Annotated in this window: 26 protein-coding genes and 1 tRNA gene; 19 read left to right on the top strand and 8 right to left on the bottom strand. The window is 70.2% G+C overall.

All coding sequences use genetic code 11. The annotated features are described in order from the left end of the window. Positions 1 to 30: 30 nt before the first annotated feature. Entirely contained in the window at positions 31 to 1,464 is a 1,434-nt protein-coding gene (locus GBO37_RS10950) for an alkaline phosphatase D family protein (RefSeq protein WP_252928991.1), read from the top strand. Between the two features lie 45 nt (positions 1,465 to 1,509). On the opposite strand, the gene GBO37_RS10945 is transcribed toward GBO37_RS10950, so the two are convergent. The 4 genes from GBO37_RS10945 to GBO37_RS10930 all read right to left on the bottom strand — a co-directional run bounded on the left by GBO37_RS10945 (position 1,510) and on the right by GBO37_RS10930 (position 5,440). Further along, a tRNA-Thr gene (locus GBO37_RS10945) sits at positions 1,510 to 1,585 on the bottom strand. A gap of 78 nt (positions 1,586 to 1,663) precedes the next feature. Then, a complete protein-coding gene (locus GBO37_RS10940) occupies positions 1,664 to 3,385 on the bottom strand; it encodes a heme biosynthesis protein HemY (protein WP_252928990.1) in 1,722 nt (573 codons plus the stop codon). A gap of 10 nt (positions 3,386 to 3,395) precedes the next feature. Continuing rightward, positions 3,396 to 4,781 (bottom strand): COG4223 family protein, encoded by a 1,386-nt coding sequence (locus GBO37_RS10935; RefSeq protein WP_252928988.1) that lies wholly within the window; start codon positions 4,779 to 4,781, stop codon positions 3,396 to 3,398. Beyond that, a complete protein-coding gene (locus GBO37_RS10930) occupies positions 4,778 to 5,440 on the bottom strand; it encodes a uroporphyrinogen-III synthase (RefSeq protein ID WP_252928987.1) in 663 nt (220 codons plus the stop codon). Before GBO37_RS10930 ends, GBO37_RS10935 begins: the two co-directional genes overlap by 4 nt. 66 nt (positions 5,441 to 5,506) lie before the next feature. Between GBO37_RS10930 and tsaD the strand changes: the two genes are divergently transcribed. The 9 genes from tsaD to truA all read left to right on the top strand — a co-directional run bounded on the left by tsaD (position 5,507) and on the right by truA (position 12,772). Beyond that, entirely contained in the window at positions 5,507 to 6,574 is a 1,068-nt protein-coding gene (tsaD, locus tag GBO37_RS10925) for a tRNA (adenosine(37)-N6)-threonylcarbamoyltransferase complex transferase subunit TsaD (RefSeq protein ID WP_252928985.1), read from the top strand. Then, positions 6,571 to 7,509, top strand: coding sequence for an NAD(P)H-dependent glycerol-3-phosphate dehydrogenase (locus GBO37_RS10920; RefSeq protein WP_217845419.1), 939 nt, complete (start codon positions 6,571 to 6,573; stop codon positions 7,507 to 7,509). The genes tsaD and GBO37_RS10920 overlap by 4 nt, the downstream gene beginning before the upstream one ends. After that, positions 7,506 to 7,781 carry a YciI family protein gene (locus GBO37_RS10915; protein WP_252928984.1) on the top strand — a complete coding sequence of 92 codons (276 nt, stop codon included), beginning with the start codon at positions 7,506 to 7,508 and terminating at the stop codon, positions 7,779 to 7,781. Before GBO37_RS10920 ends, GBO37_RS10915 begins: the two co-directional genes overlap by 4 nt. Further along, on the top strand, positions 7,781 to 8,200 hold the full coding sequence (locus GBO37_RS10910; RefSeq protein ID WP_127899155.1) for an EVE domain-containing protein: 420 nt from the start codon (positions 7,781 to 7,783) through the stop codon (positions 8,198 to 8,200). The genes GBO37_RS10915 and GBO37_RS10910 overlap by 1 nt, the downstream gene beginning before the upstream one ends. A gap of 237 nt (positions 8,201 to 8,437) precedes the next feature. Next, positions 8,438 to 8,683, top strand: coding sequence for a DUF4170 domain-containing protein (locus GBO37_RS10905; protein ID WP_045983303.1), 246 nt, complete (start codon positions 8,438 to 8,440; stop codon positions 8,681 to 8,683). Then, entirely contained in the window at positions 8,683 to 9,876 is a 1,194-nt protein-coding gene (locus GBO37_RS10900; RefSeq protein ID WP_252928982.1) for a 3-deoxy-D-manno-octulosonic acid transferase, read from the top strand. The genes GBO37_RS10905 and GBO37_RS10900 overlap by 1 nt, the downstream gene beginning before the upstream one ends. Further along, entirely contained in the window at positions 9,873 to 10,880 is a 1,008-nt protein-coding gene (gene lpxK, locus GBO37_RS10895; RefSeq protein WP_252928980.1) for a tetraacyldisaccharide 4'-kinase, read from the top strand. Before GBO37_RS10900 ends, lpxK begins: the two co-directional genes overlap by 4 nt. 120 nt (positions 10,881 to 11,000) lie before the next feature. After that, on the top strand, positions 11,001 to 11,984 hold the full coding sequence (locus GBO37_RS10890; RefSeq protein WP_252928978.1) for a 5-bromo-4-chloroindolyl phosphate hydrolysis family protein: 984 nt from the start codon (positions 11,001 to 11,003) through the stop codon (positions 11,982 to 11,984). Continuing rightward, positions 11,984 to 12,772 carry a tRNA pseudouridine(38-40) synthase TruA gene (gene truA / locus GBO37_RS10885; RefSeq protein WP_252928976.1) on the top strand — a complete coding sequence of 263 codons (789 nt, stop codon included), beginning with the start codon at positions 11,984 to 11,986 and terminating at the stop codon, positions 12,770 to 12,772. The genes GBO37_RS10890 and truA overlap by 1 nt, the downstream gene beginning before the upstream one ends. Here the strand turns inward: truA and GBO37_RS10880 are convergent. Then, positions 12,733 to 13,527 carry a sugar transferase gene (locus GBO37_RS10880; RefSeq protein WP_084693897.1) on the bottom strand — a complete coding sequence of 265 codons (795 nt, stop codon included), beginning with the start codon at positions 13,525 to 13,527 and terminating at the stop codon, positions 12,733 to 12,735. The genes truA and GBO37_RS10880 overlap by 40 nt on opposite strands. Positions 13,528 to 13,688: 161 nt before the next feature. Here GBO37_RS10880 and GBO37_RS10875 point away from each other — a divergent pair, with 161 nt between their 5' ends. The 9 genes from GBO37_RS10875 (at position 13,689) to GBO37_RS10835 (ending at position 21,422) form a co-directional block, all read left to right on the top strand. After that, the gene (locus GBO37_RS10875) at positions 13,689 to 14,147 is read left to right on the top strand and encodes a universal stress protein (RefSeq protein WP_042250295.1); all 459 of its coding nucleotides are present in this window, start codon (positions 13,689 to 13,691) and stop codon (positions 14,145 to 14,147) included. Between the two features lie 62 nt (positions 14,148 to 14,209). After that, positions 14,210 to 14,773, top strand: a complete 564-nt coding sequence (locus tag GBO37_RS10870) for a NifU family protein (protein WP_046001314.1) — start codon at positions 14,210 to 14,212, stop codon at positions 14,771 to 14,773. Continuing rightward, positions 14,766 to 15,371, top strand: coding sequence for a tRNA (adenosine(37)-N6)-threonylcarbamoyltransferase complex dimerization subunit type 1 TsaB (gene tsaB / locus GBO37_RS10865; RefSeq protein WP_240542448.1), 606 nt, complete (start codon positions 14,766 to 14,768; stop codon positions 15,369 to 15,371). Before GBO37_RS10870 ends, tsaB begins: the two co-directional genes overlap by 8 nt. Next, the gene (locus GBO37_RS10860) at positions 15,368 to 15,787 is read left to right on the top strand and encodes a GNAT family N-acetyltransferase (RefSeq protein ID WP_127899160.1); all 420 of its coding nucleotides are present in this window, start codon (positions 15,368 to 15,370) and stop codon (positions 15,785 to 15,787) included. Before tsaB ends, GBO37_RS10860 begins: the two co-directional genes overlap by 4 nt. Positions 15,788 to 15,868: 81 nt before the next feature. Continuing rightward, positions 15,869 to 16,858, top strand: coding sequence for a BMP family protein (locus GBO37_RS10855; RefSeq protein ID WP_252928974.1), 990 nt, complete (start codon positions 15,869 to 15,871; stop codon positions 16,856 to 16,858). Next, positions 16,858 to 18,501 (top strand): ABC transporter ATP-binding protein, encoded by a 1,644-nt coding sequence (locus tag GBO37_RS10850; RefSeq protein ID WP_252928972.1) that lies wholly within the window; start codon positions 16,858 to 16,860, stop codon positions 18,499 to 18,501. The genes GBO37_RS10855 and GBO37_RS10850 overlap by 1 nt, the downstream gene beginning before the upstream one ends. Next, the gene (locus tag GBO37_RS10845) at positions 18,501 to 19,607 is read left to right on the top strand and encodes an ABC transporter permease (RefSeq protein WP_127899161.1); all 1,107 of its coding nucleotides are present in this window, start codon (positions 18,501 to 18,503) and stop codon (positions 19,605 to 19,607) included. Before GBO37_RS10850 ends, GBO37_RS10845 begins: the two co-directional genes overlap by 1 nt. Then, the gene (locus GBO37_RS10840) at positions 19,604 to 20,632 is read left to right on the top strand and encodes an ABC transporter permease (RefSeq protein WP_256480621.1); all 1,029 of its coding nucleotides are present in this window, start codon (positions 19,604 to 19,606) and stop codon (positions 20,630 to 20,632) included. The genes GBO37_RS10845 and GBO37_RS10840 overlap by 4 nt, the downstream gene beginning before the upstream one ends. Further along, positions 20,616 to 21,422, top strand: coding sequence for a purine-nucleoside phosphorylase (locus tag GBO37_RS10835; RefSeq protein WP_252928969.1), 807 nt, complete (start codon positions 20,616 to 20,618; stop codon positions 21,420 to 21,422). Before GBO37_RS10840 ends, GBO37_RS10835 begins: the two co-directional genes overlap by 17 nt. Here the strand turns inward: GBO37_RS10835 and yghX are convergent. The 3 genes from yghX to GBO37_RS10820 all read right to left on the bottom strand — a co-directional run. Further along, positions 21,410 to 22,294 carry a YghX family hydrolase gene (gene yghX, locus GBO37_RS10830; protein ID WP_148910949.1) on the bottom strand — a complete coding sequence of 295 codons (885 nt, stop codon included), beginning with the start codon at positions 22,292 to 22,294 and terminating at the stop codon, positions 21,410 to 21,412. The two genes, GBO37_RS10835 and yghX, sit on opposite strands and share 13 nt — an antisense overlap. Before the next feature lie 57 nt (positions 22,295 to 22,351). Beyond that, positions 22,352 to 23,461 carry a tRNA 2-selenouridine(34) synthase MnmH gene (gene mnmH / locus GBO37_RS10825; protein ID WP_252928967.1) on the bottom strand — a complete coding sequence of 370 codons (1,110 nt, stop codon included), beginning with the start codon at positions 23,459 to 23,461 and terminating at the stop codon, positions 22,352 to 22,354. 2 nt (positions 23,462 to 23,463) lie between these two features. Next, a partial coding sequence (locus GBO37_RS10820) for a L,D-transpeptidase (RefSeq protein WP_371927553.1) occupies positions 23,464 to 24,171 on the bottom strand: 708 nt, incomplete at its 5' end.

Genomic DNA, 24,171 nt, shown 5'->3' with positions numbered 1-24,171 from the left:
AAGCCGCAGGTTCCGCCTTAGCTGATCGGCATGTCCATCCAGATCACCCGCCCCATCGGCCCGATCCTGCTGCTTGACGACGTCGCCCTAGGGCGGATGTCGCTGTCGGCCCTGTTCATCATGCCGGGCGATCAGTCCCCGGCCCCGGTCGCCGCGCCCTCAGGTCCGGTCGCGCCTGTGGCGCTGGCCCGCTATGACGGCGCCACCGTCTGGCGGGCGCGATTCGCGCTGCCGGCGGACCGGGCCTCGACCTATGACTGGGATGGCCAGCGGTTCGAGGTCGCGGGCGATCTGACCGGGGATCTGCGGCTGGCCTATGTCTCGTGCAACGGCGAGGAGGTCGGCGACATGGACCGCGAGGGGTCCGAGCGCAACGCCATGTGGGCGCGCCTGCGCGACGACCACCGCCGCGCGCCCTTCGCGCTGCTGCTGCATGGTGGCGATCAGGTCTATGCCGACGAGGTCACCGAGGGCCACCCGCTCAGCGACGACTGGCCCGACCGCGTGCCCGACAGCCCGTCGCCACAGGCGCTGGACGGGCTGCGCGCGCATCTGCGCCAGCGGTTCTTCGACCGCTATGCCGCGCTTTATGGTGCGCCCGAACTGGCCTGGCTTGCCGCACGGGTGCCGTCGCTGATGCAGTGGGACGATCACGACATCTGCGACGGGTGGGGCTCGCTTCCCCGGTCGCGCACCGAATCGGCGGTGGGACAGGCGCTGTTCGCCGCCGCGCGCGACAGCTTCCTGCTGTTCCAGCACGGCACCGTGGCGGGCGATCTGCCCGCCCGCTTCGCCGACCCGCAGGGCGGGCATCTGGGATGGGTGATCAACGCGCCCGGCCTGCGGCTGCTGGCGCCCGACATGCGGTCCGAACGCACGCGGCGCGACATCATGGGGCCGGGCGGCTGGCAGATGATGGACGCGGAGGCGCGTCGCCAGACGCAGGGCCGCACCATGCTGATGTCCAGCGTGCCGTTGCTGGGGCCCCGCATGTCGATCCTGGAATCGCTGATGGTGGCCATTCCGCGGATGCAGAAATACGAGGACGACCTGCGCGACCAGTGGCAAAGCCGCACCCATCGCGACGAATGGCGCCGCATCCTGCGCCTGGTGCGCGACATGGCGCGCCGCGACGGCCATGACGTGACCGCCCTGTCGGGCGAGATCCACCTGGCCACGCGGGCCGAGATGGACCTGGGGGGCGGGCTGCATCTGCATCAGCTGGTGGCGTCGGGCATCGCGCATCGCGCGCCGCCAAAGGGCTGGGCCCGGTTTCTGGGCGCATTGGCCTGGCTGGGAGAGGACCCGCTGCCGGAACATCCGATCCGCATCCGGCCGCTGCCCGGACAGCGCCACCGCTACATCGCGCAGCGCAACTTCCTGGTGCTGGACCGCCGCATGGGCGCATGGCAGGCGGCCTGGGACCTGGAGGACAGCGGGCGCACCCCTGCCCTGCCGCTCTAGCACGACAAAGGCCGCCCGATGGGGCGGCCTTTGACTGTCGGACCATGGTGCCGCAGAAGGGACTCGAACCCCCGACCCCATCATTACGAATGATGTGCTCTACCAGCTGAGCTACTGCGGCATTCTGGTCATGGCGCGCGGATAGCATCTTCGCGCCATGACGAAAAGGGGTCAGCTGCGAAAAATTCGCATCACCGGGTCAGCGCCGTGCGCGGGTGTCCGTCCAGTCCGCCGTATCCGTCGGTTCGACATCGGGGCGGACCATGACCGGTTCCGCGGCCGGGGTGACAGTCTGCTCCGGTTCGGGCTGCGGCGCGGGCTGGGGCATGGGCTCCGGTTCGGTGACCAGCACGGGCTCCGGCGTGGTCACGGTCGAGGACGGCTCGTCGATGACCCTATAGTCGCTTTCGCGCGGGACCATACCGGGGGCGACGACCGCCTGCTCGACCCGACGCGGGGCGGGCTTGCCTTCGGGCTCTGCCGGACCGGGCGGGTGCGGCTGCACAGGTTCGGTCAGATCCGGCACGTCATCCGCGGGCTTAGGCGCACCGACCAGCAACGGCAGCATCTCGGCCCCGGTGGCCGATGTCGTGCTGTGCCGCGTCTCGGGCTCGCGCCAGGTCAGCGTGTCAAAGCCGCCACAGCTGTCGCAGACCGGGGCCCAGGCCTGCATGACATTGTGGCACTTGTCGCAGCACCACTGGGGTCCACGCGATGCCGACAGGGCACGGGTCAGCCAGCCACGCACGACGCTGTCGTCGGCACCCTCGCCGCGTTCGACGGCAGCCATGATCGACAGGGTCCGCACGGTCGGATGCTTTTCCGCCAGATCGCCCAAGGCGCGGCGCGCGCCGGGAAAGTCCTCTGCGGCCAGCAGCAGTTCGGCCTTCAGCAGGCGGGTTTCCTCGTGATCGGCGTTCTTCTTGATCAGCGCGTCAAAGCGGCGCAGGCGGGCGGCCGGGGTCTCGTCCGGGACGATCTCGGCATAGGCGGCCGCGACGTCGGGATGCGGGCGCACTGACCAGGTCTTCTCCAGGATCCGCGAGGCGTTGCGGTAATCCTTCTGCGCGACATAGCTGCGCGCGGCCAGAACAGCGGCGGGGACCAGGTCCGGCGACGCCTTGGCGGCCGAGATCGCCGCCTCGCGCGCGCTGATGGAATTGCCGTGCGCCAGCACATCGCTGGCCTCCTGCAGGGCCAGGACGGCATCGCGGCGCAGTGCCACGTCCTTGGGCAGGTCGCCCTGCGTGCGCTTGTCCTTCAGGGTCTGGCGGGCACCTTTCCAGTCCTGTTCCCGGGTCTGCAGGTCCAGCAGGGTGTCCTGAACCTCCTTGTGGCGCGGCTTCAACGCATAGGCCTTCTGCGCCAGCAGCAGCGCCTTGTGGGTGTCACCCTCCGCCAGCTTCTGGCGCATCAGCCCGCGGATGCCCACAAAGCGGGTGCGGTCGTCGTCCAGCAGCGTACGATAGATGCCGATGGCCTTGCCGGTGTCGCCCGACGTCTCGGCCGCCTGCGCGGCCAGAAGGTTCGTCAGATGCGGCTGGTTCAGGTACTTCGCGGCCTTCGCGGCCTTGTCCTGCGCCAGCTTCCCCTCGCCCGAGGCGACGGCCAGCATGCCCTCGCCAAAGGCGGCATAGCCCTTGCGCTCGCGCGAGCGGGCGAAATGGCGGTTGATGGCGGTCTCGTCGCCCACCAGGAACCGCAGGACGGCCAGTGCCAGCCCCAGCAGCTTGAAGATCAGCCAGGCGGCGATCATCAGCACGAACAGCGCCACCAGCGCATTCAGCGGCGACAAAGCATATTCGATGCCGCCATATTCGATGCGCAGCACCTGTCCGGTTTCGGACAGTTGGACCGCCCCCAGGGCCAAGGCCAGGACGACGGCAAAGAAGAACAGGATTTTCAGCAGTGACAACAGCATCGGGCGGCCCTCAGTTCGTGCCCGAGGACAGGTCGGACAATGCCGCCCGTGCCTGGGAATAGGCGGTTGCGCGGGACAGCCAATCGGCCATCGCGGGAGCTGCCGTGGCGGGCTCCGGCAGGGCCTGCATCTGCGTCAGCGCGGCGTCGATCCGGCCCGCCTGCACGTCGGCATCGGCCCGCGACAGGATCGCGTCGGCATCGTCGCCCTCGCGTGGCTCGACCGACCGGGCGCCCGTCTGGGCGCGCAGGAAGTTGGTCAGCAGGTTGCCCTCGCCGCTGGCGCTGGTGTCGCGCAGGCTGGCGCGCAGCGCGGCGCGCGCGGCCTCGGGGAAATCGGCCTGCAGTTCGGTCAGGCTGGGCACCTGCGCCTGCAGCGCTTCGGGCGTGTCCAGCCCCGTGCCTTCCAGCGCTTCGCGAGCCTGGTCGGGCGTCACGCCCGCGTCCAGTGCGGTCTGAAGCGCGGCGATGGCGGCCACGGCCTCGGCCCGGCGGGTGCTTTCGGTGGCGGCACTCTGCAGCTCCTCGGCCTGGGCGCGGGTCTGGTCCAAGCTGGATTGCGCCTCGGCGGCGGCTGCCTCGATCTGCTGCTGCAATTCGGCCGCGGCCTCGGGGTCGAAGGCCGGGCGCGCCGCCAGTTCGTCCAGGCGGGCCTGCTGTTCGTCCAGACGGTCGCGCAGGGCGGCAAGCTCCTCGGTGCCAGCAGCCGGCGTCGCGTCGCCATCGGCCTGCGGGACATCCGATTCGGGGGCGGGCTGACCAAGGGCCGCGACCTGCTCCTCCAGCGCCTCGATGCGGGGCATCAGATCGTCGGGCACGCCACCGGCGGCCGGGGCCGCGGCGATCGCCTGTTCGGCGGCCTCGCGTCCGGCCTGCGAGGCTGCGTCGATCATCGCCTGATCGTCACCCTGCTGCGCCATCGGCGCGGCAGGCAGCCAACCCGCGGGCAGATGCGGCAGCGCATAGATCGTGGCGGCGGACCCCAGCCCGGCCGCGACGACGCCACCCAGGACAACGGGCCAGAAGCCGGTCTTGCGCACCGGCGCCGCCGCTTTCGCGGGCGTCGTGTGCGGGGGCACGCTGTCGGTCTTGGGCTGATCGGATTTGGGCTGATCGGATTTCGGGGCGAAGGGGGTGTCCTTCGGCGCAGCCTTCGCGCGCGTGCCGGGCGCGGGCTTCTTCTCTGCCGCGGGCATGGTGTCGGTGCCGTCGCCCACCAAGGCCGACGACGCGGGGCGAACCTCTCCGGGCAGGCCCGCCTGCGCGGGGGTGCCTGCGCCCACGGGCGCGTGGTCGATCACGCCGACATGGGCAGGGATCTTGCGGATCTCGGGTCCGGTAGTGGATTCGTTGGCCGGGGACTTGTCCCCGCTGATGGTGTCTTTCGGTGTCTTCACGTCCCTGTCCCCGTCTTGTGCCCGTATGGATGGCGGTCGCGCGGCACATGCGCCGGCCGCAGCCTAATCAGCGCGGGCTGAACGCTCAACCCGCCCATCTCAGCCGCGGCATCGCTGATCGCGACCAGCCACAGAGGCGCCCGCGCCCCCGCCGCCATTCCCGCCAGAAGCCGCGCCGATCGCGGCGAATAGACCGGCACCACCACCGGGCGCGCGCCCAWCAGCGCCGCGCGGGCGCGGGCCGTCAGGGGCTGGGGCCGCTGGTCATAGACCACGACCCCCGGCACGGCCAGCCGCTGTGCCAGGTGCCGCCCATGCGGATGGACCAACGGAACCGGGCTGGCCGCGATCAGGGGCGCCAGGCTGTCGGCGGTGCCCGCCCCCTGGATCACCGCGAATCCCGCGTCGCGCGCCACCTGGCCCGTGCGTTCACCGACGCAGATCGCGGGCCGGCCGCGCCCGGGCCCCGCGGACGCCACCGCATGGGCCGAGGTGAAGACCAGACCCTGCGCCCGTGCCAGGGCCGCGCCGTCATGGTCCACCGGCACGATCTGCAGGATCGGTGCCACGATGACATCCGCGCCGATCCGCGCGGCGGTACGCTCGGAATCGTCGCCGGGGCGGGTCATCAGCAGGATCGGGCGGGGCGCGGGCGGCATTGGCATCCTGTCGGGCGGGTGTTACGCCCCTGTGGGTACGCGTCCCCCCTCATCCGGGCAAGAGCCATGACCGAGACGATCTTTCTGGGCATCGAAAGCAGCTGCGACGACACCGCCGCCGCGGTGGTCACCGGCGACCGGCGCATCCTGTCCAGCGTGGTCAGCAGCCAGTCCGACCTGCATGCCGATTTCGGCGGCGTCGTGCCCGAGATCGCGGCCCGCGCCCATGCCGAACGCCTGGACCTGGTCGTCGAACAGGCGCTGGCTGATGCCGGGCTGGGCCTGGACGCGCTGACGGGCGTCGCGGTCACCGCCGGGCCCGGCCTGATCGGCGGCGTGATGGCGGGCGTGATGTGCGCCAAGGGCATCGCCGCGGGCACCGGCCTGCCGCTGGKGGGAGTGAACCACCTGGCAGGCCACGCCCTGACCCCGCGTCTGACCGACGGGATCGACTATTCCTATCTGATGCTGCTGGTGTCGGGCGGGCATTGCCAGTTCCTGCGCGTGGACGGGCCGGACGCCTTCACCCGCCTTGGCGGCACCATCGACGACGCGCCCGGAGAGGCCTTTGACAAGGTCGCGAAACTGCTGGCCCTGCCGCAGCCCGGCGGCCCGCATGTCGAGGCCGAGGCGGCAGGCGGCGACGCCCATCGCATCCCCCTGCCCCGCCCGCTGCTGGACCGCCCCGGCTGTGACATGAGCTTTTCGGGACTGAAGACCGCTGTGCTGCGCACCCGCGACACGCTGATCGCGGATCAGGGCGGCCTGCGCGCCGCCGACCGGCGCGACCTGTGCGCGGCCTTCCAGTCGGCCGTCGCCGATGTGCTGGCGGAAAAGTCGCGCCGCGCGCTGGCGCTGTCGCCGGTGCCGGTGCTGGCCGTCGCCGGGGGTGTCGCCGCGAACGGCGAGATTCGCGCGGCGTTGGAACAGGTCGCGACACGCGCCGGCGCGCGTTTCCTGGCCCCGCCCCTGCGCCTGTGCACCGACAACGGCGCGATGATCGCATGGGCCGGGATCGAGCGGTTCCGCATGGGTCAGCGTGACGACATGACGCTGTCGGCGCGCCCGCGCTGGCCGCTGGATCAGGGCGCCGCGCCCATGCTGGGCAGCGGCAAGCGGGGGGCCAAGGCATGATCGGCATTCTGGGCGCGGGCGCCTTTGGCACGGCGCTGGCCGTGGCGCTGACCGCCAACGGGCCGGTGACCCTGTGGGGCCGCCGCATCGACTGGCAGGGGGAAAACCCGCGTCTGCCCGGCGTGGCCATGCCCGATGCGGTGACCGTGACGCAGGACCTGGACGCCGCGCTGGCCTGCGACACGATCCTGCTGGCGCTGCCCGCGCAGGCCCTGGGGTCGTTCCTGGACGAACAGGGCCCGCGCCTGGCGGGCAAGGCGCTGGTCAGCACCGCCAAGGGGATCGACCTGCAGCATCTGACCGGGCCGTCCGCGCTGATCGCGCAGGCGGCGCCCGATGCGGTGGTCGCGGTGCTGACCGGGCCGTCCTTTGCCGCCGACATCGCGCGTGGGTTGCCCACGGCGCTGACGCTGGCCTGTGCGGACGGGGCCGCGGCGCAGGTGCTGCAGGACCGCCTGTCGACGCCGGTCCTGCGGCTTTACCGCACGACGGACGTGACCGGGGCCGAACTGGGCGGCGCGCTGAAGAACGTGATCGCCATCGCCGCGGGCACGGTAATCGGTGCGGGCCTGGGTGACAGCGCGCGCGCCGCCATCATCACCCGCGGCTTTGCCGAGATGACGCGGCTGGCCATCCATCTGGGCGCGCGGCCCGAGACGCTGACCGGGCTGTCCGGCCTGGGCGACCTGACGCTGACCTGCACCTCTGCGGGGTCGCGGAACTTCCGGTTCGGCTGTGCGATCGGGTCGGGATCGGCCTGGGACAGCGCGACCACCGTCGAAGGTGCCGCCACCGCCCGCGCCTTGGCGCTGATGGCGGCGCGCGACGGGCTGGACCTGCCCATCGCCGCGATGGTCGCCCGCCTTGCCGAGGGGCGCGTTTCGGTGGAAAAGGCCATGGACCACCTGCTGAGCCGACCCCTGAAGGAGGAATGACGCCACTGTTCGCCGTGATCTGCCGGGACAAGCCCGGTGCGCTGCAAGTCCGCCTGGACACCCGCGACGCCCATCTGGCCCATATCCGCGACAGCGGCATCGTGGCGATGGCCGGCCCCCTGATGGAGGACGGGCAGATGTGCGGATCGCTGGTCGTCCTGGACACCGACGATCTGGACGCCGCCCAGGCCTGGGCCGCGGCCGATCCCTACAAGGCTGCGGGGCTGTTCGCCTCGGTCGACGTGATCGCCTGGAACAAGGTCATCGGCTGATGGCGCATTGGCTGTTCAAGTCCGAACCCGACGTCTTCGGCTGGGACGACCTGGTCGCCCGGGGCGACGCGGGGGAGCAATGGGACGGGGTGCGCAACTATCAGGCGCGCAACAACATGCGCGCGATGCAGGTGGGCGAACTGGGCCTGTTCTATCATTCCAACATCGGCAAGGAGGCCGTGGGCATCGTCGAGGTGATCGCCCTCGCCCATCCCGACACCACCGCGTCCGACCCGAAATGGGAATGCGTTGACATCCGCGCGGTGCGCAAGCTGCCCCGCGCGATCAGCCTGGACGAGGCCAAGGCCGAACCCCGGCTGCGCGACATGGTGCTGGTGAACAATTCGCGCCTGTCCGTGCAGCCGGTCAGCGATGCGGAATGGGCGGTGATCCTGGAACTGGCGGGCGACCGGGGCTGACGGCGTCGGTTGCGGCGCGCGACCGGCCCGCCAAGGCGCCGGATCGCGGCCGCGCTGCGGGCACACCCCGTCCCCGCGATGGTTCCGGGCTTCTGCCCTCACCCCAGCATAGGGGCGCGCGGGGGCGGCTGGCAAAGGCCAAACGCGTCCAGTTTTACGCGTTTGCGCTTCAATCCCGGGCGGTCGCGCGCTAGGGTCGCGGCCGTTCCCATCCCTGCACATCCCCTTGGAGGTCCCATGTCCCAACGTCTGCATCTTGTCTTCGGAGGAGAGCTGGTCGACCCGTCCAGCACCAAGTTCCGCGACCCCTCGCAGATCCACATGGTCGGCATCTTCCCCGATTACGACAGCGCCTTCGCCGCCTGGAAATCCGAGGCGCAGCGCACCGTCGACAGCGCCCATACCCGCTATTTCATCGCCCATCTGCACCGCCTGCGCGACGAGGAACGCGCCGTCAGCGCGACCGAGGAACTGGGCGACTGATGGCCACGGCGGGGTCCGGGCTGGGCCAGCTGGGGCTGTGGCTGCATCTGCGCGGCCGCCGCGGCGACGGCCCCGCCCTGCCCGCCATCCCCGCCGGCACCGGCCCCGCGCTGGCGATCCACACCAGCGCCGACGCCCTGCGCGCCGAACCCCAGATCCTGGGCCGCCTGTCGCGCGCGCGGCCCGGCCTGCGCCTGGTGCGCCTGTCGGCCCAGGGACCGGACGATCCCGGCGACGACCCGGCGCTGGTGTCGCAGGTTCTGGACCGGGCAAGGCCGCGTGCCGTCCTGCTCTTGGGCACCGACCTGCCGCCGGCGCTGATCGCGGCCGCCGTCGCGCGCCAGATCCCGGTCATCCTGGCCGAATTCCGGCTGACCGGCAGCGATCTGGGCTGGGGCCTGCATGCCCGGATGCGTCGCCAACTGCTGTCGCAGATGCGGGCGGTGATGGTCTGCGACGCGACCAGCCTCGATCTGGCCCGGCGCATGGGCCTGGGCGCGGGCGATCTGGCGATGACCGGCCCCGTATCCGAGATCCGCGAGCCGTTGCGCTGTTCGGAGACCGAACGGGCATCGATGGCCCAGCAGATGAACGGCCGCCACGCCTGGTTCGCGGCCAGCCTGCCACCGGCCGAGGAACAGGCCATCCTGTCCGCCCATCAGGCCGCCCTGCGCCGGTCGCACCGGGCCCTGCTGATCATCGCGCCCGATGATCCAAGGCGCATCGACGGCCTGGCCCGCGACATCGAGGCCTGCGGCCTGACCGTCGCCCGCCGCAGCGAGGACGAGGATTTCGGCGACGAGATCCAGGTCCTGCTGACCGACGGCCCGACCGAGATGGGCCTGTGGTACCGGCTGGCGCCCGTCAGCTTCATGGGCGGCACCCTGTCGGGCGACGCCGACGCGATGCGCCACCCCTTCGAACCCGCGGCCCTGGGATCGGCCATCGTGCACGGGCCACAGGCCGGGCCCCATGCGACCGAATGGCAGCAGCTGACCGGCGCCCATGCGGTGCGTCAGGTCCGCACCGCGGACGACCTGGCCCAGGCCGTCACCGAACTGACGCAGCCGGAAACCATCGCCACGCTGGCCAGCAATGCCTGGATGGTTAGCACCGGCGGCGCCGATGTCGCCATCCGCATCGCCGACCGGGTGATTGCCGCCCTCGACCCTGTCGAAAGCCCCGCCCCATGACGATGACCCGCGCCCCCGGCTTCTGGTTCCGCAGTCCGCCCACCGCCGCGGCGCGCCTGCTGGCGCCCCTGGGGGCGGCCTATGCCCACGCCACGGCCCGCCGCCTGGCGCAGGGCGCGCGCGCGCGGGTCGGCGTGCCGGTCATCTGCGTGGGCAACCTGAACGCGGGCGGGACCGGCAAGACGCCCACGGTGATCCACCTGCAGATGGCGCTGGCCGCGCGCGGGGTGGCGGCGCATGTCGTCTCCAGGGGCTATGGCGGGTCGGCCACGGGGCCGCTGCGCGTGGACGAACGGCGCCACGACGCGGCCCTGACCGGGGACGAGCCCCTGCTGATGGCGGCGTTCGGCCCGGTCTGGGTCGCGGGCGACCGCGTGGCGGGGGCGCGGGCCGCGGCGGCCGACGGCGCGCAGGCGATCATCCTGGACGACGGCTTCCAGGACCCGGCCTTGGCGCATGACCTGGGCATCGTCGTGGTGGACGCGGCCAAGGGGTTCGGCAACGGGCTGTGCATCCCCGCAGGTCCGCTGCGCGAGCCGGTGGCCGTGGGGCTGGCGCGGGCCGACCTGCTGCTGTCCATCGGACCGGATGCGGCGCAGGCAACCTTTGCCCCGCCCCCCGGCGCGCCGGTGCATCTGCGCGGTCAGCTGGCACCGTTGCAGATGGGGTTCGACTGGCGCGGCCACCGGGTGCTGGCCTTTGCCGGCATCGGCCACCCCGAAAAGTTCTTTGCCACCCTGACGGGCCTGGGCGCCCAGATCGTCCGGGCCGAGGCGCTGGACGACCATCAGCCCTTCACCCCGGCGCTGTTGACCCGGCTGGAGACCGAGGCCCGGCTGGTCGGCGCGCAGCTGGTCACCACCGAAAAGGACGCGGCCCGCCTGCCCCGTCCTTTCCGCCCCAAGGTGATGGCGCTGCCCGTGCGGCTGGCCCTGGCTGACGACGCGCCGCTGACGGCCGCGCTGGACCGGCTGTTTGAAATCGCGCCCGCGATGCCGATATAAGGGCGAACGATGCCCGAAAGGATCACCATGTCGCCCACTGCCAAAAGCCGGCTGAGCTTTTACCTGCTGCTGCTGCTGACGCTGTACGCGGCCTTGGCCGGCGCGGGCTGAGGGGGCATCATGTCGCAACGTTTCGGCGGGCGCTTTTCGCCCGACGCGCAGCCGGGGACGCGCCCGGGCGCATCCCTGCCCCCCACCCCTCGCCACCCGCACGAGGGTCGGCCCAAGTGGATCACCCTGGCGGCGACGCCCTTCCTGCTGGGGGCATTCTTCCAGGGGGCCACGGGGATGGTCACCGACCTTGCAGCCTTCGGCCTGGTGGCCAGCGGCATGGTCCTGACGCGCGAGGGGCTGGTCGCGCAGGCGACCTATGCCGCGCGTCGCGTGGCCAAGCGCCCGGCCATTCCGCGCAAGCTGTTCGGCGGCGTGCTGGCAGGGATCGGTCTGGGCCTGGGGGCCGCCGAACCGGGGGTCTGGGCCGAGGCCGGGCTGATTGGCATGGCCGGTCTGGCCCTGCACCAGCTGTCCTTCGGCCTTGACCCGTGGCGCGACAAGACCGCGGCGGGCGTGGACAGCTTTCAGCAGGATCGCGCACAGCGCATGATCGACGAGGCCGAGGGCCATCTGGACCAGATGCGCGACGCGATCGCGCGCAGCGGCGACCGCAGGCTGGTGGCGCGCGTCGCGATGTTCGACACATCCGTGCGGCACCTGTTCGACCGGGTGCGCGACAATCCCGCCGGGCTGGCATCCGCGCGGCGCTATCTGGGCGTGTACCTGATGGGCGCGCGCGACGCGACGATCCGCTTTGCCGACCTCTATGCGCGGACGCAGGACCAGAAGGCGCGGCGCGACTATGAGGTGTTCCTGGACGATCTGGAAAAGGACTTCATCGCCCGCGCCGACCGGCTGATGGACGGCGACCGCGATGCGCTGGATGTCGAGATGTCGGTCCTGCGCGACCGGTTGGCCCGCGAGGGGCTGACCGGCGCCGCGACGCGCGTCGACCCCGCCGAACGCCCCGCCCTGCAAAGCGCCGAGGCGCAGACGCTGGACGATCTGCTGCGCACCCCGTTCCCGGGACAGAAGGTCCCGCGCGACTGATGCCCCGCTTTGCCCTGCAGGTCGAATATGACGGCGCGCCCTTTGCCGGATGGCAGGCGCAGGCCGACCAGCCCAGCGTCCAGGGCGCGATCGAAGCCGCGCTCGCGCGGCTGGACCCCGCTTTCGCCACCCGCCGCATCGCCGCCGCCGGGCGCACCGATGCGGGCGTGCATGCCACCGGACAGGTGGCGCATGCCGACCTGGATCGCGAATGGGACCCCTTCCGCCTGTCCGAGGCGCTGAACTGGCACCTGAAGCCCGCGCCCGTCGCCATCCTGCGGGCGGCGCGGGTGCCGGATGATTTCCACGCCCGGTTCTCGGCCATGGAGCGGCGCTATCTGTTCCGGCTGGTGGCGCGGCGGGCGCCGCTGACGCATGGGCGGGGACAGGTGTGGCAGGTGCTGAACCCGCTGGACGTGGATGCGATGCGCGCGGGCGCGGCGCATCTGGTCGGGTATCACGACTTTACCACGTTCCGGTCGTCGATCTGTCAGGCGAAAAGCCCGGTGAAGTCGCTGGACGAGATCAGGATCGAGGTCGCGGACATCCCGCAGGGATACGAATACCGCTTTCACCTGCGCGCGCGATCCTTCCTGCACAACCAGGTCCGGTCCATCGTTGGGACACTGGAACGGGTCGGCGCGGGATCATGGGCGCCGGAACGGGTGGCACAGGCGCTGGCGGCGCGCGAGCGGGCGGCCTGCGGGCCGGTCTGTCCGCCCCATGGCCTGTACCTGACCGGGGTGGGCTACCCCTGCGACCCCTTCGACGGGCCGATCGGCAGGTAGGACTGACCGCGACGGCGACGGCGCGGGCGTTCGTCGCGGCGCGAGATCACGATCTTGAGCGTGTTCCACAGGATCCACAGGTCCAGCCGCAGGCTGCGATGGCGTTGATAGATCAGGTCGATCTTCAGCTTGGCCGGCAGGCAGCGGCGGTAATAGGCCATCTCCGTCGCCTCGGCCGACTTGCAGCGGGCCAGGATGCGGTCCTCGTGGCGGTGATAGATCAGCGTGGCCAGCCCGGTGACGCCGGGGCGCGAATGCAGCACCTGGGCATAGACGGCGGGAAAGCGTTCGACATATTCGCGCAGCGGCGGTCGGGGACCGACAAAGCTCATGTCGCCGCGCAGGATGTTGAACAGCTGCGGCAGCTCGTCGATGCGCGACCGGCGCAGGAAGCGGCCCATCGGCGTGATGCGCCACGCCTTGTGCGCGCCGGTGGCCCCAAAATCGTCCTCCTCGCACAGCATGGTGCGGAATTTCCACTGCGTGAAGGGCTGGTTCGGGGCACGCATGCGGTGCGCGGCATAAAGGATTGGCCGGCCCTGCAGCAGCAGCAGCAATCCCGCGACGGTCAGCATCACGACCGACAGCGGCACCAGCAGGATCAGTACCAGGATCAGGTCGAACGCGCGCTTGGAGACCGGCATGGGATTGACGCCGGGAGCCCGCGCCTCGCCGATGAACCATGCCATCCGGGGCGCGCTGAGCGGTCCCAGATGCGCGGCATCGGCCTTTTCCCAATCATGGTGGATCGTCACGACACCGTCCGCATTGCACATTTCACGCCAGTCAACCTCATCGCGACTAGCACGACATGCAAGCATTGGAAACGGGTGCGGCGCTTTCCTGCGCACTGACTTGCGCGGGCATGGCACTTCGGCCACTGTCGGGGCGAAAGAGGCGGAGGCCCGGTGACACGATGCGGAAATTTCTGGTCCTTCTGGACGACAGCAGGGAATGCCTGAACGCGATGCGCTTTGCCGCGATGCGCGCGGCCAAGTCCCAGGGGGCAGCGGTCGTGATCCTGTCGGTCATTCCCGCCGAGGAGATCCAGCACGGATTCGGCGTGGCAGACGTGATGCGCGCCGAGGCCCGCGAGCGGATCGAGGCGCATTTCGAGGTCTTTGCCAAATGGATGCGGTCGCGCCCCGGAGTCGAGCCGGAGCTGGTCATCCGCGAGGGCGACACCGCCGAGGAGCTGCTGGCCCAGATCACCGAGGACGGAGAGATCGGCGTGGTCGTGCTGGGCCTGTCCTCGGACAAGAGCAGCACCAACCCGGTCCTGACGCGCCTGATGCGCGACCCGACCGCCCTGCCCTGCGCCATTTCGCTGGTGCCCGGCGATCTGTCCAAGGAGCGGCTGGAGGCCATCACCTGAGAGCCCCGGCGGCTTGACCCAAGCGCCCCGGATCGCCATATCGGGATCAAAGGAGCGCCCCCATGTTCATCCAGACCGAGACGACGCCGAACCCCGCAACGCTGAAATTCCTGCCCGGAGAGACGGTGCTGGGCAGCGGCACGGCCGATTTCCCGACCCCCGAGACCGGGGCCGCATCGCCCCTGGCGCGGCGGATCTTTGCGGTGGACGGCGTGACCGGCGTGTTTCTGGGCCGTGATTTCGTGACCGTCACCAAGGCCGACCAGGTGCCGTGGGATCACCTGAAGCCGTCCGTCCTGGGCGCGATCATGGAGCATTTCCAGTCGGGTGCCCCGGCGATCGAGGGCGCGGCGGCGGACACGGGCGGCCATGTCGCCCATGAAGCAGGTCCGGACGCCGAGATCGTGGTGCAGATCAAGGAGCTGCTGGACACGCGCGTCCGCCCCGCGGTCGCGCAGGACGGCGGCGACATCACCTTCCACGGCTTCGATCGCGGCATCGTCTATCTGCACATGCAGGGGGCCTGCGCGGGCTGCCCGTCCTCGACCCTGACGCTGAAGATGGGGATCGAGAACCTGCTGCGTCATTACATCCCCGAGGTTGTCGAGGTCAGGCCCGTTGCCTGACCGGATCACCCCCGATCCAGTGGTTCTGGGGTTCGACACATCGGCCGCGCATTGCGCGGCCGCTTTGCTGCGCGGCGACGCGGTTCTGGCGGCGGTCCATGAGGACATGACCAAGGGCCAGGCGGAGCGCCTGATGCCGATGCTGGAGGAGATGCTGGCCGGCGCGGGCCTGGGCTGGGGCGACCTGGACGCGATCGGCGTGGGCACGGGGCCGGGCAACTTCACCGGCATCCGGGTGGCGGTGGCGGCGGCTCGCGGACTGGCCCTGTCCCTGGGCATCCCCGCCATCGGGGTCGAGGCGCCCGAGGCGCTGGCCTGGGGCCTGCCGCGGCCCTGCCGGGTGGTGATCGCGGGGCGGGGCGACATGGTCATCTGGCAGGACTTTGCCGAGGGCGCGGAGGGCCGGCCGCAGCAGGCTGCGGCCGGCGCGCTACCGCCCGGCCCGGCGCAGGCTGCGCCTGCGACAGGAATTGCCGAGGGCGTGGCGCGCCTGGCCGCGGCCCGCGCGCATCTGCCGCAGCCCCGCCCCGCGCCAGTCTATCTGCGCCCGGCGGATGCAGCGCCCGCCCGCGATGCACCCCCGGTGATCCTGGCGTGACGCCCGACGATCTGGCCGCGCTGCATGCGCGATGCTTCGACAGCCCGCGCCCCTGGTCGGCCGACGAGTTCGCCAGCCTTCTGGCGGGTCGTGGGACGTTCCTGCTGGAGGCGCCGCACGGTTTCCTGATGGGGCGCGCCATCGCCGGCGAGGCCGAGTTGCTGACCGTGGCCGTGGACCCGCAGGCGCGGCGGGCGGGCACGGGCCGCGCGCTGGTTGCCGCATTCGCGGGCAAAGCGGCGGCGATGGAGGCCGAGGAGGCCTTTCTGGAGGTCGCGCATGACAACCTTGCGGCACGGCGGCTGTATCAGGCCACGGGATGGCTGGAAGCGGGCGTCCGGCGGCGATATTACGGGCCTGCGACGGACGCGATCGTGATGCGTCTGACGCTGCGTGCGACCCAAGAAGGCGGTTGACCGGACCCCGTGCGATGCGCCCTAATCGGGCGATCAGCGGGCCCGTTGAATCGCCCGCGAAAAACAGGATGAGGTTCCTTTATGTCCCTGATGAAATCGCTGCTGGCGGGCTCGGCCCTGGCCGTGCTGTCGACCGGTGCGGCGCTGGCCGATCCGGCGCTGATCTATGACCTGGGCGGCAAGTTCGACAAGTCGTTCAACGAGGCGGCGTTCGGTGGCGCGCAGCGTTGGGTCGAGGAGACCGGCGGCACCTATCGCGAGCTGGAGATGCAGTCCGAGGCACAGCGCGAGCAGGCCCTGCGCCGCCTGGCCGAAAGCGGATCGAACCCCATCGTCATGACCGGCTTCGCCTTTGGCGACGTGCTGACCAAGGTCGCGGGCGATTACCCGGACACGAAATTCGCCATCATCGACATGGTGGTCGAGGCGCCGAACGTGCAATCGGTCGTCTTCACCGAGGAGCAGGGCAGCTATCTGGCCGGCGTCATGGCCGGGATGGCGTCCGAATCCGGCACCGTCGGCTTCATCGGCGGCATGGACATCCCGCTGATCCGCAAGTTCGAATGCGGCTTTGCGCAGGGGTTCAAGTCGGTCCAGCCCGAAGGCTCGCTGGTCAGCAACTATACCGGCACGACGCCCGCCGCCTGGAACGACCCCGTCAAGGGTGGTGAGCTGGCGCGCGCGCAGAAATCGCAGGGCGCCGACGTGATCTATGCGGCCGCCGGCGGCACCGGCATCGGCGTGCTGCAGGCCGCCGCCGACGAGGGCATCCTGGCCATCGGCGTGGACAGCAACCAGAACGCGCTGCATCCGGGCCAGATCCTGACCTCGATGGTCAAGCGCGTGGACAATGCGGTCTTCGACGCCTTCACCGCAGGCACCGACCTGGAGCCGGGCGTCAAGGTCATGGACCTGGCCGCGGGCGGCGTGGACGTCGCCATCGACGACAACAACGCCGAACTGGTCACCGCAGAGATGCAGGCCGCCGTGGACGAGGCCAAGGCTGCCATCGCCTCGGGCGAGGTCACGGTGCATGACTTCATGACCGACAACGCCTGCCCGGCGTCGTAATGACCACTGCGGGCGACATGCTGGGGGGGCGGTCGGACACGGCCGCCCCCGCTGCCATCGAGCTGCGCGGCATCTCGAAGGCGTTCGGGGCCGTGCAGGCGAACCGCGACATCAGCCTGGCCGTGCCCAAGGGCACGATCCACGGCATCATCGGAGAGAACGGCGCCGGGAAATCGACGCTGATGTCGATCCTGTACGGGTTCTACAAACCCGATGCGGGCCAGATCCTGGTGGGCGGAAAGCCGATCAGCATCAGCGACAGCCAGACCGCGATCCGTGCGGGCATCGGCATGGTGTTCCAGCACTTCAAGCTGGTGCAGAACTTCACCGTGCTGGAGAACATCATCCTGGGCGTCGAGGATGGCGCCCTGCTGCGCCCGTCGCTGTCCAAGGCGCGCGGCGTCCTGAAGCGCCTGGCCGCCGAATACCAGCTGAACGTGGACCCCGACGAGGTGGTGGAAAACCTTTCCGTCGGACACCAGCAGCGGGTCGAGATCCTCAAGGCGCTGTATCGCCAGGCCGACATCCTGATTCTGGACGAACCGACCGGCGTGCTGACGCCCGCCGAGGCCGACCACCTGTTCCGCATCCTCAAGGGGCTGCGCGACGAGGGCAAGACGATCATCCTGATCACGCACAAGCTGCGCGAGATCATGGAGATCACCGACAACGTATCGGTGATGCGCCGCGGCGAGATGGTCGCCTCGGTCCGGACCGCCCAGACCAGCCCCGAACAGCTGGCCGAGCTGATGGTCGGCCGCAAGGTGCTGCTGAACGTGGACAAGCAGCCGGCGCGGCCGCAGGCCCCGGTCCTTGAGGTGCGCGGCCTGACCATGGTCGATGCCGAGGGGGTGGAACGCCTGCGCGGCATCGACCTGGACATCCGCGCCGGAGAGATCCTGGGCATCGCGGGCGTCAGCGGCAACGGCCAGACCCAGCTGCTGGAGATCCTGGGCGGATACCCGGAGAAGGGCGCCAAGGTCACGGGCGAGGTGCGCATGAACGGCGCCGCCCTGCCCCTGGCCGGAACGGGCTGCGACGCGGGCCAGCGCCGCCGCGACGGCGTGGGCCACATCCCCGAGGACCGTCAGGTGGAAGGCCTGATCATGGATTTCGCCGCGTGGGAGAACGTGGCCTTCGGATGGCACGACGCGCCCGAGTTCAACAGGGGCTGGCTGATGGACAACGACGCCATCCGCCGCGACGCCCAGGCCAAGATGGAGCGGTTCGACGTGCGCCCGCGCGACTGCCATCTGGCGGCGCGCAACTTCTCGGGCGGGAACCAGCAGAAGATCGTCGTCGCGCGCGAGATCGAGCGCAACCCCGACCTGCTGCTGATCGGGCAGCCCACGCGCGGCGTGGACATCGGCGCGATCGAGTTCATCCACAAGCAGATCGTGGCCCTGCGCGACGCGGGCAAGGCGATCCTGCTGGTCAGCGTAGAGCTGGACGAGATCCTGGCGCTGTCGGACCGCGTGGCCGTGATGTTCGACGGCCGCATCATGGGCGAACGCCTGCCCGGCCAGACCACCACGGGCGAGTTGGGCCTGCTGATGGCGGGCATCACCGACACCCGAAACACGCCCGCGGCGGCCGGCATCCCGCCCGAGACCACCCATGACCTGCCGGAGGGACGCGCCTGATGGACAAGATGCCGAAATGGGCCGACGTCATCCTGACGCCGCTGATCTCTCTGGTGCTGGCGATGGGCATCTCTGCGCTGGTGATCCTGGCCATCGGGGAAAGCCCCTGGATGGCGCTGACCACGATGGTCGAAGGGGCGCTCGGCTCCAGCTATGGCTGGGGCTTCACGCTGTACTACGCGACGAACTTCATCTTCACGGGGCTGGCGGTGATGGTCGCCTATCACGCCGCCCTGTTCAACATCGGCGGCGAGGGGCAGGCGGCGATGGGCGGCCTGGGGGTCGCGCTGGTGCTGCTGTTCCTGCCGCTGCCGCATTGGGCGATCGCCCTGCCGGTGGCGATGCTGGGCGCCGCGGCCTTCGGGGCGGCCTGGGCCTTCATCCCCGCGATCCTGCAGGCGAAACGCGGCAGCCACATCGTGATCACCACGATCATGTTCAACTTCATCGCCGCGGCCACGCTGAACTATGTGCTGGTGAACCAGCTGCGCCCGACGGGCAGCATGGACCCGGCCTCCGCCCGCTTCCCCGAGGCCACGAACCTGCCCGCGCTGACCGACATCGCGGCGGGCATGGGGTTTGAATGGGGCCGCAACACCCCGGTCAACGTGACCTTCCTGGTGGCGCTGGCGGCCTGCTTCCTGATCTGGGTGCTGATCTGGCAGACGCGTCTGGGCTATCAGATCCGCGCCTTCGGCAAGTCCGAACCGGGTGCGGTCTATGCGGGCATCAACCCGGTGCGCATCACCGTCATCGCCATGCTGATCTCGGGCGCGCTGGCGGGCATGATGGCCATCAACAACGTGATGGGCGAATCCGAACGCCTGGTCCTGAACGCGGTCGAGGGTGCGGGCTTCATCGGCATCGCGGTCGCGCTGATGGGCCGCAACCACCCCCTGGGCATCCTGCTGGCGGCCCTGCTGTTCGGCTTCCTCTATCAGGGCGGCGGAGAGCTGGCGCTGTGGACCACCATCCCGCGTGAGCTGATCATCGTGATCCAGGCCCTGGTGATCCTGTTCACGGGCGCGCTGGACAACATGGTCCGTATGCCATTGGAACGGTTGTTCCTGACCATGAAACGGACCAGCCGGGGGGCGGTGAAATGAACATCCGCGACTCGCTGATCGCGATCATCGTCCTGGCCATCTGCCTGGTCTGGGCCTTTGCCGACGGCGCCGCCGCCCAGCAGGGCATCGGCAGCGCGCTGCGCCTGATGACGCCGCTGCTGCTGGCCTGCCTGGCGGGGYTTTATTCCGAACGCGCCGGGGTCTTCGACATCGGGCTGGAGGGCAAGATGCTGATGGCAGCCTTCACCGCCGCATCGGTCGCCTATATCACCGGCAGCGCATGGCTGGGCCTGGCCGCGGGCATCGCCGGGTCCCTTGCGCTGTCGCTGATCCATGGCCTCGCCTCGATCACCTTCATGGGCAACCAGCTGATCTCGGGCGTGGCGATCAACTTCCTGGCCTCGGGGCTGACGGTGCTGGTCGGACAGAACGCCTTCGGGCTGGGCGGGCGCACGCCGGCCCTGACCGGTGCGGGGCGGTTCAACCCGATCACCCTGCCCGGCGCCGAGGCGCTGCGCGACGTCCCGGTGCTGGGCCCGATCTATTCCGGGCTGATCTCGGGGCAGACGATCCTGGTCTATATGGCCTTCGCGCTGGTGCCGATCACCTGGTGGGTGCTGTACCGCACCCGGTTCGGCCTGCGCCTGCGCGCGGTGGGGGAAAATCCCGCCTCGGTCGATACCGCGGGCGTGTCTGTCACACGTCTGCGTTATACCGCGGTGGCCATCGCAGGGGTGCTGTGCGGCATCGCGGGCGCCTATCTGGCGACCGGCCTGTCGGCGGGCTTCGTCAAGGAGATGACCGCCGGGCGCGGCTTCATCGCGCTGGCCGCGCTGATCTTTGCCAAGTGGCGGCCGTGGCAGGCGCTGTTCGCGACCTTCCTGTTCGGCCTGCTGGAGGCGATCGCCAACCTCTATCCGAACCTGGACCTGGGGATCATCACGGTGCCGTCCATGTTCATGAACGCGCTGCCCTATATCCTGACGGTGGTGATCCTGGCCGGCTTCGTCGGCCGTGCCATCCCGCCCCGCGCCGGAGGAGAGCCCTATGTCAAGGAGCGCTGAGCTTGCCGCCCTGATCCGCGACCGCGCGGGTCAGGAGGCGCCCGAATACGGCCTGATCCTGGGGTCCGGGCTGGGCCACCTGTCGTCCAAGGTCGATGGCGTGGCGATCCCCTACGACGACCTGCCGGGCTTTCCCCATGCGGGCGTGTCGGGCCATGTTCCCCAGTTGGTCATCGGCCAGCTGGAGGGGGTGCGGGTCGCGGTGTTCGGGGGGCGGTCGCATTACTACGAATCCGGACGGGCCGACGCGATGCGTCTGCCGCTGGAGGTGCTGACGGCACTGGGGTGCCAAAAGCTGATCCTGACCAACGCCGCCGGGTCGCTGCGCCCCGACATCCCGACCGGCGGGCTGATGCTGCTGAACGACCACATCGCATTCGCCGGCACCAACCCGCTGATCGGAGAAGCGACCGACGCGCGCTTCGTGCCGATGACCGACGCCCATGACGTGGCGATCCGCGAAGCCCTGATGGAGGCTGCGGCGGCCGAGGGGGTCGAGCTGCCGCAAGGCGTCTATTGCTGGTTTTCCGGCCCCAGCTTCGAGACCCCGGCCGAGATCCGCGCCGCCCGCACGCTTGGCGCGGATGCGGTGGGCATGTCGACGGTGCCGGAAATCATCCTGGCGCGGTTCCTGGGCCTTAGGGCTGCGGCCATCTCGGTCATCACCAACATGGGGGCCGGGCTGTCCGACGAATCGATCAGCCACGACCACACCAAGGCGATGGCCCCCCTGGGGGCGGCCAAGCTGGAAACGGTGCTGCGCCGGTTCCTGAAGGATCAGGCCAGGTAGCGGGCAAACCAGTCCAGCGTCCGCTGCCACGCCAGTTCCGCGGCCTCGGGGTCGTATCGCGGCGTGGAATCGTTGTGAAAGCCGTGGTTGGTGCCCGGATAGACATGCGCCTCATAGGTCTTGCCGGCCTCCTTCAGCGCTGCCTCATAGGCGGGCCAGGTGGCGTTGACGTTCTCGTCGATCTCGGCGAACTGGAACAGCAGCGGCACCTCGATCTTGGGAACGTCCGCCACGGGGGCCTGCCGGCCATAGAACGGCACCGACGCGCCCAGTTCCGGATAGGCCACCGCCAGCGCGTTGCACACGCCCCCGCCATAGCAGAAGCCCACCGCGCCGACCTTGCCCGTCGACTGCTCATGCGCCATCAGATGTTCGGCCCCCGCAAAGAAATCGTTCATCAGCAGGGTCGGATCGACCTCGGCCTGCAGGGCGCGCCCCTCCTCGTCATTGCCGGGATAGCCGCCCTTGGAGGTCAGCCCGTCCGGCGCCAGCGCCAGATAGCCCGCCTTGGCCAGCCTGCGCGCGACGTCCTCGATATAAGGGTTCAGGCCGCGGTTCTCATGGATCACCAGCACTGCGGGCCAAGGCCCCTCGCCCGCCGGGCTCACCTGATAGGCACGCACGTCGCCATGCCCCTCGGGCGAGGGATAGGTCACGTATTCCGGCAGGATGTCGGGGTCGGTAAAGCTGACCTGCTGGGCCAGCGCATAGTTCGGCCGCAGCATGTTCAGCAGCGCCAGCGCGGTGACGCCGCCGACCGCGAACTTGCCAGCCCGGTCCAGGAACTGCCGCTTGGTGATGCGGCCGTGGGCATAGAAGTCGTACAGCTCCAGCAGTTCCTGCGGGAAATCCTTGGCACTCATCCGGGTCATCGCGCTCTCCTGACATGGGGTCGCGGTCAGACTAGGCCAGCCCGCCCCCCTGCCCGATCACAAATCGGCGACCGCCCTGCGCGCGGGGCCCGCATCCGCCGTCCGCGACGAACCGCCCGCGGTCATCCGGGCCAGCCCCGCCTCGACCAAGCCGGTGGCGGCGTCCAGGTCTGACAGGTCGTGCAGTGCGACGATCTGTCCGCGCCCGTCGTCATGGCGCGACCGGTGCTTGTCATAGCGGGGGTCGTAATGATCGCGCAGCAACCCCTCGGACAGATGCTGCCACCGGCCCTGGGCCAGCGCCTGCCGCCAGCCCTCGACACGCTCGGCGGGGTGCAGGGGGGCCATCAGGTCCAATATCGCGGCAACGCGCGCGGGATCGTCGACCATGTCGCGATAGGTCGCGGCGGTAAACGCCGCGCGCGCGGCGACCGGCACCTGCATCTGCAGGCGGGGCGCGGCGCAGATCGCCTGCCACATTGCCTTGGGGACGGTGATCTGGCCGATGCGGCTGCTCTCGGCCTCGACCAGCAGGGGGCGGGCGGGATCCAGACGCTCCAGCGCGACGGCCAAGCGACCTTCGAACATCTTCTGGCTGGGCTGGCCCTCGGGGTGGCCGCCGAACAGGCTGCCGCGATGGTTGGCCAGCCCCTCCAGGTCGATCACCTGATGGCCGCGCTGCGCCAGCCGCTGCAGGATCGCGGTCTTGGCGCTGCCCGTGTTGCCGTCCAGCACGATCACGGGGGCCGCGATCGGACCGTTCTGCACCCGGTCCACGACCAGCGACCGCCATGCCTTGTAGCCGCCCTGGACCCGCGCCACGCGCCAGCCGATCTGGCTCAGGATCGTGCCGAAGCTGCCAGAGCGCTGCCCACCGCGCCAGCAATAGGCCAGCGGCTGCCACGCGCCGCCCCGATCGGCCAGCGGCCCCTGCAGGTGCCGCGCTGCATTGGCCGCGACCAGCGCCGCGCCCAGCTTGCGGGCGTCAAAGGGTGACACCTGCTTGTAGATCGTGCCCACGCGGGCGCGTTCCGCATCCGACAGGACCGGCAGGTTGATCGCTCCGGGCAGGTGATCCTCGGCGTATTCCGCCGGGGCGCGGACATCGATGATGTCGTCGAACCCGGCCAGAACCGGGTCCGCCGCGCTGGCAAGCGTCAGATCCAAGATCAGAAGACGTAGACGGGCGTGCCGATGGGCACCTGGTCGAACAGGCTCATCACGGCCTCGTTGCGCATGCGCAGGCAGCCGTTGGAGACCGCCCGCCCGATCGATCCGGGATCGGTCGTGCCGTGGATGCGGATCGCGGTGTCGTTGCCCCGGTCGTCATACAGGTACAGCGCCCGCGCCCCCAGGGGGTTCTGCGGACCGCCGGGCATGCCGTCGGCGTATTTGGCATAGGCGCCGGGGTTGCGTTCGATCATGTCGTCGGTCGGACGCCAGCTGGGCCATTCGACCTTGCGGCCGATCGTGGCCTTGCCCTTCCAGACCAGTTCGGCCGTGCCGACGGCGACGCCGTAGCGGACCGCCTTGCCCGGTGCGACAACGTGATACAGGAAGAAATCGCGGCTGACGACGACGATGCTGCCGGTCTCGAAATCGTCCCGGATCTCGACCTCGATGGGGGCATAGGGATCGACCGCCGCCTCCTGGGCGCCGGCCAGCGTCGGGGCCAAGGCGGGTGCGGCCACCAGCAGGGCGGCCAGAGAGATCATCTGACGACGGTTCATGGCGCAGTTCCAATCGGTTTGCTTTTTCCCCGGATACAGCGAAACGCCCCCGGCCCGCAACTCACGAGGGCGTTCGGCCGCCTCGCGGCCTTGACCGCGCGTCCCCCGCACCACATCTGTCACCCATGACCCAAGCCGCAGCCCCGA

The organism is Paracoccus sp. 08 (assembly GCF_024105395.1).
In the GTDB taxonomy this organism is placed as follows: domain Bacteria; phylum Pseudomonadota; class Alphaproteobacteria; order Rhodobacterales; family Rhodobacteraceae; genus Paracoccus; species Paracoccus marcusii.
The sequence above is the reverse complement of the archived record's forward strand: the minus strand, read 5'-3'. Positions and strand labels throughout refer to the sequence as shown.